Source organism: Halomonas sp., assembly GCF_052095765.1.
Lineage (GTDB): Bacteria > Pseudomonadota > Gammaproteobacteria > Pseudomonadales > Halomonadaceae > Halomonas.
Genome location: NZ_JBQDJZ010000116.1, coordinates 1 through 6,786, shown reverse-complemented (window position 1 = coordinate 6,786; position 6,786 = coordinate 1). Strand labels below are relative to the sequence as shown.

Annotated in this window: 7 protein-coding genes; 5 read left to right on the top strand and 2 right to left on the bottom strand. The window is 57.5% G+C overall.

Going from position 1 to position 6,786, the window contains the following annotated elements; genetic code table 11:
* Positions 1–137 precede the first annotated feature (137 nt).
* Positions 138–1,172, bottom strand: a complete 1,035-nt coding sequence (gene ygfZ / locus ACTH3D_RS12035; RefSeq protein WP_441667368.1) for a CAF17-like 4Fe-4S cluster assembly/insertion protein YgfZ — start codon at positions 1,170–1,172, stop codon at positions 138–140.
* A 165-nt stretch (positions 1,173–1,337) separates the two neighbouring features.
* Here ygfZ and ACTH3D_RS12030 point away from each other — a divergent pair, with 165 nt between their 5' ends.
* The 3 genes from ACTH3D_RS12030 to uvrB are packed head-to-tail and all read left to right on the top strand — an operon-like array spanning position 1,338 to position 4,018.
* Positions 1,338–1,535, top strand: coding sequence for a hypothetical protein (locus ACTH3D_RS12030; RefSeq protein ID WP_441667367.1), 198 nt, complete (start codon positions 1,338–1,340; stop codon positions 1,533–1,535).
* On the top strand, positions 1,535–1,939 hold the full coding sequence (locus ACTH3D_RS12025; protein WP_441667366.1) for an OsmC family protein: 405 nt from the start codon (positions 1,535–1,537) through the stop codon (positions 1,937–1,939). The genes ACTH3D_RS12030 and ACTH3D_RS12025 overlap by 1 nt, the downstream gene beginning before the upstream one ends.
* 51 nt (positions 1,940–1,990) lie before the next feature.
* A complete protein-coding gene (gene uvrB / locus ACTH3D_RS12020) occupies positions 1,991–4,018 on the top strand; it encodes an excinuclease ABC subunit UvrB (RefSeq protein WP_441667364.1) in 2,028 nt (675 codons plus the stop codon).
* 25 nt (positions 4,019–4,043) lie between these two features.
* Here the strand turns inward: uvrB and ACTH3D_RS12015 are convergent, their stop codons facing one another.
* A complete protein-coding gene (locus ACTH3D_RS12015) occupies positions 4,044–4,955 on the bottom strand; it encodes a LysR substrate-binding domain-containing protein (protein WP_441667363.1) in 912 nt (303 codons plus the stop codon).
* Positions 4,956–5,080: 125 nt separating this feature from the next.
* Between ACTH3D_RS12015 and ACTH3D_RS12010 the strand changes: the two genes are divergently transcribed.
* Together ACTH3D_RS12010 and ACTH3D_RS12005 are read left to right on the top strand one after the other, a co-directional pair.
* Positions 5,081–5,782: a pirin family protein gene (locus ACTH3D_RS12010; protein ID WP_441667362.1), complete on the top strand. Its 702-nt coding sequence runs from the start codon at positions 5,081–5,083 to the stop codon at positions 5,780–5,782.
* Positions 5,783–5,826: 44 nt separating this feature from the next.
* Complete coding sequence (locus tag ACTH3D_RS12005; protein WP_441667361.1) at positions 5,827–6,753, top strand: pirin family protein; 927 nt, start codon at positions 5,827–5,829, stop codon at positions 6,751–6,753.
* The last annotated feature ends 33 nt before the right edge of the window (positions 6,754–6,786 follow it).

Sequence of the window (6,786 nt, the reverse complement as noted above, 5' to 3'; positions counted from 1 at the left end):
AGAAGTGGGAAGCCTCACCCGTGGCGCGTCAGCGCTTAGGGCGGGGAGCAGTCACTGCTTCGTCCTGCCCTATGGGCTGACGTGTTTCAGCGCATCAGAAGACAACAACAACGGTGATGCCCACTGCCGATAGCTCCTCAGGCATCAACTACCAGCTGCTCAGGGTCCACCCGCTCAATGCGATAGGGCAGCTTCAGACGCTGCAGCCGGTGGCCATCGAGATATAGCTCCGGTTCTGGCTCACGCTGGGTGACGACTGCCAGCACTTCAACCTTGCCATAGGCGTCGTATTCGGCACTGATCACTTCGCCAAGACGTTTGTCGGCGTCGTCTACGATGTGGGTTCCAGCAAAAGGCAGCTCACCGTTATCCAGCTGACCACGCATCAGGCGCTTTTTCACCTGACCGCGAAAGTGGGCACGCGCAACGACTTCCTGTCCGGTGTAGCAGCCTTTTTTGAAGCTGATACCGCCGAGTGCTTCCCAGTTGATCATCTGCGGCAAATAACTGTCGCTTTGCTCGCCATTCAGCCAGGCAAGTCCGGCCTGGATATCATGTAGCATCCAGATGCTGTTGTTGACCGGCAGTGCCTGTGCTACCAGCGCTTGCCATAGTGTCTCGGCTGCCTCCAGCGGAACGCAGGCCAACAGGCGAGGGCAGTGGCCCGGGTGCGCCAACAGTTGACGCTGACTGTCGCCGGATTGATGCCAGACGGCTGGGGTGTTGAAACCAAGTCGGACTTCGGCAATGGCATGGGCTTCTTTTCCGATCAGCCCGATGAGCGCCAGATCATCGCGCGGCTTGAGCTCAGCTTTATAGAATGGAATGAATTTTTTCAAGTGGGCTGTCAACGGCTCGACCGCTGAATGATCCAGCAGTAGACGGTAGTGGTTTTCTTCAACACGCATCAGCTGGGCGTTGGCAATGATCCGCCCTTTTACCGAGCAAAAGCAGGTCAACCCCGCGAAGTGCCCGTCGGCTAGGTTGAGTTGGGCGCTGGTCTGGCCTTGTAGGAAGCGTTCGGCATCACTGCCAACGATATCGAGGATGCCAAACTGCACCAGCGGTGTGATCACGGTGGCGTCAAGCGCACGTCGTGCCTGTTCAGGGGTAGTAAATTCGACCCGTGCCGCATGGCGCTCTCCGCCATGGCGGGTGATCCAGTCTGTCATTGTCTTTTCCTTGTTAAAAGCGTGTCCAGAAGCGGTGCGGCTTTCACTGTTCATTAGTAGTGATGCGGGCGACCGGGCGGCTTTACAAGCACTGCCGGAGCCGGGGTGACGTGGTAGAATCTGCAGCTATACCCAAGAGGGCACCCGACAGCTGAGGAGGTCGCGATGGCACATCAGAGCCTAAGTTTTAAAGGGGTCAAGAATACAGATCAGGTCAATCAGCTGACCACCGTCCTGATGATGCTGGACGGCGTGGAAAGTGTCGAGGTCGGTCAGCATGGGGCTGAAGTGGAGGGTCGTGTGCGACGCAGTGAACTGATCAATGCGATCAGGTCGCTCAAACTCAATATCGAGGTATCCTGATGACTATACATATTCACAGTGTCAAAGACGGTAAGCTGAGCCAGAAAGCCCAAATTGAAAGCTTTGATGAGCTGTTAGTTGATGTGCCGACCGCCTTCGGCGGTGAAGGCAATGCGCCGGATCCCCATGACTATTTCGACCTGTCGCTAGGCGCCTGCAAAGCGATTACCTCGCGCATGTATGCTCAGCGCAAAGGCTGGCCGCTGGAGGGCGTTTCCGTCGTGGTTCGCCGCGATGAAAGCCAGGAGCGCCACGGTGTCTATCGTCTGGATATTGAGCTGACATTTCATGGCGATCTTGACGATACTCAGCGCAACCGCCTGGAGGAAATCAGTCATAACTGCCCGATCAAGCGGTTGATGACGACGTCTACCGTAGAGATTACCACTCGCCAATCTGCCTGATAGCGGGGTTCAGCAACGAGCCGCCATCTTGAGCGTCTTGCAGGAGTTTTCATGAGCAAGCCATTCCGCCTGCAGTCTTCCTTCCAGCCGGCTGGTGACCAGCCGACGGCGATCCGTGAGCTGATTTCTGGCCTGGAGTCTGGCCTTGCTCACCAGACACTGCTGGGCGTGACCGGTTCAGGCAAGACCTTCACCATGGCCAACGTGGTGGAAAAAATGCAGCGCCCGACCATCGTTATGGCACCCAACAAGACCCTAGCCGCTCAGCTGTATGGCGAGTTCAAGGCGTTTTTCCCTGATAATGCCATCGAATATTTTGTTTCCTACTACGATTACTACCAGCCTGAAGCTTATGTGCCATCCTCGGATACCTTTATCGAGAAAGACGCCTCCATCAATGACCACATCGAACAGATGCGTCTGTCGGCCACCAAAGCGCTGCTTGAGCGACGCGATGCGTTGATTGTGGTGTCAGTATCGGCCATTTACGGCCTGGGCGATCCCGAGCTGTACCTGAAAATGCGGCTGCATTTCAGTCGTGGCGAGCTGATCGATCAGCGCTCTTTCCTGCGCCGCCTGGCGGAACTGCAGTACACCCGCAATGACATGGATTTCAGGCGCGGCACCTATCGGGTGAGGGGGGATGTGATCGATATCTTTCCAGCCGATTCTGAAGACGAAGCCGTGCGAGTCGAGCTGTTCGACGACGAAATCGACACCATCAGCCTGTTCGATCCACTGACCGGCGAGGTGCGAGGGCGGGTGCCGCGTATGACCATCTATCCCAAGTCACATTATGTGACGCCCAGGGAAACCATTCTGGCCGCTATCGACGACATCAAGAAAGAGCTGGTCGAGCGGCTGGAGTGGTTACGTAACAATGACCGGCTGGTAGAAGCCCAGCGCCTGGAGCAGCGGGTGCTGTATGACATCGAAATGATGCTTGAGCTGGGCTACTGCAACGGCATCGAGAATTACTCACGCTATCTCTCCGGACGTGAGCCGGGCCAGCCGCCGCCGACGTTTTTCGACTACCTACCTGACGATGCACTGCTGTTTATTGACGAGTCTCATGTCAGCGTTCCCCAGGTTGGCGGCATGTACAAGGGCGACCGATCGCGCAAGGAAACCCTGGTGGAATACGGTTTCCGGCTGCCTTCGGCGCTGGACAACCGGCCAATGAAGTTCGAGGAATGGGAGCATGTCAGCCCGCAGACCATCTTCGTTTCTGCCACGCCTAGCACCTATGAAGCCGAGCACGCCGGCCAGGTCGTCGAGCAGGTCGTGCGCCCGACCGGACTGCTCGATCCTGAGATAGAGGTTCGCCCGGCCTCAACTCAGGTGGACGATCTGCTGTCGGAGATTCGGCTACGCAGCGAGGTGGGCGAGCGTGTGCTGGTCACCACCCTGACCAAGCGCATGGCTGAGGATCTGACGGAGTATCTCGATGAGCATGATGTGAGAGTGCGCTACCTGCACTCGGATATCGATACCGTCGAACGGGTCGAAATCATTCGTGACCTACGGCTGGGTAAGTTCGATGTGCTGGTGGGTATCAACCTGCTGCGCGAAGGCCTGGATATTCCCGAGGTCTCGCTGGTGGCGATTCTCGATGCCGACAAGGAAGGCTTCCTACGTAACGAACGCTCGCTGATCCAAACCATCGGGCGGGCGGCGCGCAACGCTCATGGCAAGGCGATCCTGTACGGCGATCGCACGACCGACTCCATGCGTCGCGCCATCGACGAAACCGAGCGTCGCCGGGCCAAACAGATTGCCCACAACGAAGCGCATGGCATTACACCGACAACAATTACGCGCTCGGTGGCCGATATTCTTGAAGCTGCCCGGGCACCGGGCAGTAACAGCAAGCGTCGCAAGAGCGAGCGCATGGTGGCCGAGCAGGAAGCCGCCTACGATCTGAACAGCCTGTCGGGTGATCAGCTGCGCAAAGAAGCAATCCGCCTGGAAGACGCCATGGTGGAAGCGGCCCAGAACCTCGAGTTCGAGGAAGCCGCCGAACTGCGCGACAAGTTGCACGAGGTCAAGGAGCGCCAGCTGGCAGTGGGCGAAGTGTAGACGATTTGACGCCAGTTACGCAGCCTCACTGCACTAGGTCCCAGTAAGGTTGGCCCCCGAAACGTTTGGATAGTAAATCAACCAGCAGCTGAACCTTGGTCGACAGGTGCCGGTGGCGCGGGTAGAGAGCGCTAAGAGTGATATCGGTTGGCGGGTAATCCACGAGAATTGTACGTAACTGCCCAGTTTTCAGTGCCTTGCCGGCGATAAAGGTCGGTAGTAGGGCAATGCCCTGGTGATTCACGGCGGCATCGCACAGAGGCTCAGCATTATTGGAGGACATGACACACTGGATCGAGAAGGGCTGTTCGCCATGTGGGCCATGTAACCGCCACTTGCTGCCAGAGCCCAGATAGCCATAGTGCAAGCAGCGATGCGTGTTGAGCTCAGCGGGGGTCGACGGCTCTCCCCAGGTCTCGAGATACTCTGGCGAGGCGCATAGCACACGCCGGGCGGTGGCCAGCTCACGAGTCACAAGGCTGGTGGTTGCCTGAGACGGACCAACGCGTACGGTGACATCAAAGCCTTCTTCGATGGCATCGACGACCCGGTCGTTGAGCACCAGCTCCACATGCACGTCTGGATGCTGCGCCATGTACTCTGCGAGCACCTTGGAGAGATGCAGCGTTCCAAACGACATGGGCGCGTTGACGCGCAGGTTGCCGGTCGGCCTGCTTTGCATTGCGGTGATTGCCGAGGTGGCTTCGTCCAGCTCGCTCAGTATGTGAAGGCAACGCTCATGAAAGGCAAGTCCCGTATCCGTAGGCGTGACGCGCCGTGTGCTGCGCTGCAGCAGCTGTACGCCGAGTTCCTTTTCCAAATTGATGACGGTCTTGTTGACCACCGAGCGTGATAAGCCCATCTCCCGTGCTGCAGCGGCAAAGCCGCCTGACTTGACGACCTGGGTGAACGCCCGAATGCCTGAGAAATTATCCATTATATCTCTCTTTGCCTATTGTCGCATAATTGGCGACGAAGTGTGTTCTTTAATGGCTATTGTATTTGATTGGGGGGAGAGTAGGATAGCTTTATTGCTTAATATCCCGATCAAAGGAGCTCATCATGATGGCAATACGCTATGCAGACGAACGCGGTGTCGCCAACTTTGGCTGGCTAGACAGTCGCCACACCTTTTCGTTTGGTAATTACTACGACCCCCAGTTCATGGGGTTTGGTCCCTTGCGGGTCATCAATGAAGACAAGGTGCAGCCGGGCCAAGGGTTTGGTGCCCATGGCCACCAGGATATGGAGATCATTTCCTATGTCCTGGAAGGCGAAATGGCGCATAAGGACAACCTGGGTAGCGGATCGGTGATTCGCCCGGGGGATGTGCAGCGCATGTCAGCCGGTACCGGCGTGCGTCACAGTGAGTTCAACGCCTCGGACAGTGACTCCCTGCACTTCTTGCAGATATGGATCATGCCGGAACGCAACGGGCTGGAGCCCAGCTATGAGCAAAAGACCTTCACTGACCAGCAAAAGTCCGGACAGCTACGCCTGGTTGGGTCGCGGGATGGTCGGGATGGCTCGGTTACCATTCAGCAGGATGTTGATCTGTATGCGGTAAAGTTGGCGGATACGGATAGCGTGACTTACCAGCTCCCTGCCGGTCGTAAAGGTTGGGTACAGGTCGCGTCTGGCGATGTTCAGCTTGATGGTCAGGCACTGTCGGCAGGTGATGGCGTCGCCCTTGAAGGCCCGCAAACGATTACCCTGACTACCATAACCACAACAGAGGTATTAGTGTTCGACATGACCCCATAAGCTTGGTTTGTCGCAGATACTACATAGCCTGAGGGAGAAGACGAATGAGCACGCAAACACAGCAACCCGATGAAGCCTTTGACCAGCACTGCGTAACGCCCGCCGACTGCAAGGCGGTGGAGCTGCTGATCGAGCCACGCGACGCCGATCTGGGCGGTTTTTCGGTGCGGCGCGCGCTACCGACCCGGCAGCGTCGCATGGTCGGACCCTGGATCTTCTTCGACCATATGGGGCCGGCTGAATTCGCGGCGGGCGAGGGCATCAAGGTGAGGCCACATCCGCACATCAATCTGGCTACGGTCACTTACCTATTTGAAGGTGAAATACTGCACCGCGACTCGGTCGGCAGCTACCAGGCCATCCGTCCGGGTGACGTCAATCTCATGGTGGCAGGCAAGGGCATTACCCACTCCGAGCGTGAGCGCCCAGAAGTGACCGCAACCGCGCATCGCCTCAACGGCTTGCAGCTATGGCTGGCGCTACCGGAGGCTTTCGAGGAGATCGATCCGGCGTTTTATCACTACCCGGATGCAGACATCCCCCGTGTTGATATCGACGCTGTGTCGGTCCGTGTCATCATGGGCACTGCCTTTGGGGTAACTTCGCCGGTCAAGACGTATGCCGACACTCTGTATATCGAGGCGCACCTGCGTGCTGGGCAAAAAATCAATGTTCCGGCGGCCGAAGAACGCGCCGTCTACGTGGCAGAGGGTGGGCTGACCGCGGGTGAAACCATGATCCCCGAGCACGCGATGGCGGTATTCTCGGACGCGCCTGACATCGAGCTGACCGCAACACACGATTCGCGTATTGCGGTCGTCGGCGGGGAGCACCTAGGCAGGCGTTATATCGAATGGAATTTTGTGTCTAGTCGCCGCGAGCGCATCGAGCAAGCCAAGGCTGATTGGAAAGCTCAGGCCTTCCCCAAGGTCGCGGGTGACGAAGAAGAATATATTCCACTGCCGGAATAGTCCTATCATTGAAGATGCAGGCGCCTTAATGGC

Bases quoted from the DNA above. Each gene is read 5' to 3' on its own strand.
- ygfZ (WP_441667368.1), bottom strand. From the start codon at position 1,172: ATGACAGACTGGATCACCCGCCATGGCGGAGAGCGCCATGCGGCACGG.
- ACTH3D_RS12030 (WP_441667367.1), top strand. From the start codon at position 1,338: ATGGCACATCAGAGCCTAAGTTTTAAAGGGGTCAAGAATACAGATCAG.
- ACTH3D_RS12025 (WP_441667366.1), top strand. From the start codon at position 1,535: ATGACTATACATATTCACAGTGTCAAAGACGGTAAGCTGAGCCAGAAA.
- uvrB (WP_441667364.1), top strand. From the start codon at position 1,991: ATGAGCAAGCCATTCCGCCTGCAGTCTTCCTTCCAGCCGGCTGGTGAC.
- ACTH3D_RS12015 (WP_441667363.1), bottom strand. From the start codon at position 4,955: ATGGATAATTTCTCAGGCATTCGGGCGTTCACCCAGGTCGTCAAGTCA.
- ACTH3D_RS12010 (WP_441667362.1), top strand. From the start codon at position 5,081: ATGATGGCAATACGCTATGCAGACGAACGCGGTGTCGCCAACTTTGGC.
- ACTH3D_RS12005 (WP_441667361.1), top strand. From the start codon at position 5,827: ATGAGCACGCAAACACAGCAACCCGATGAAGCCTTTGACCAGCACTGC.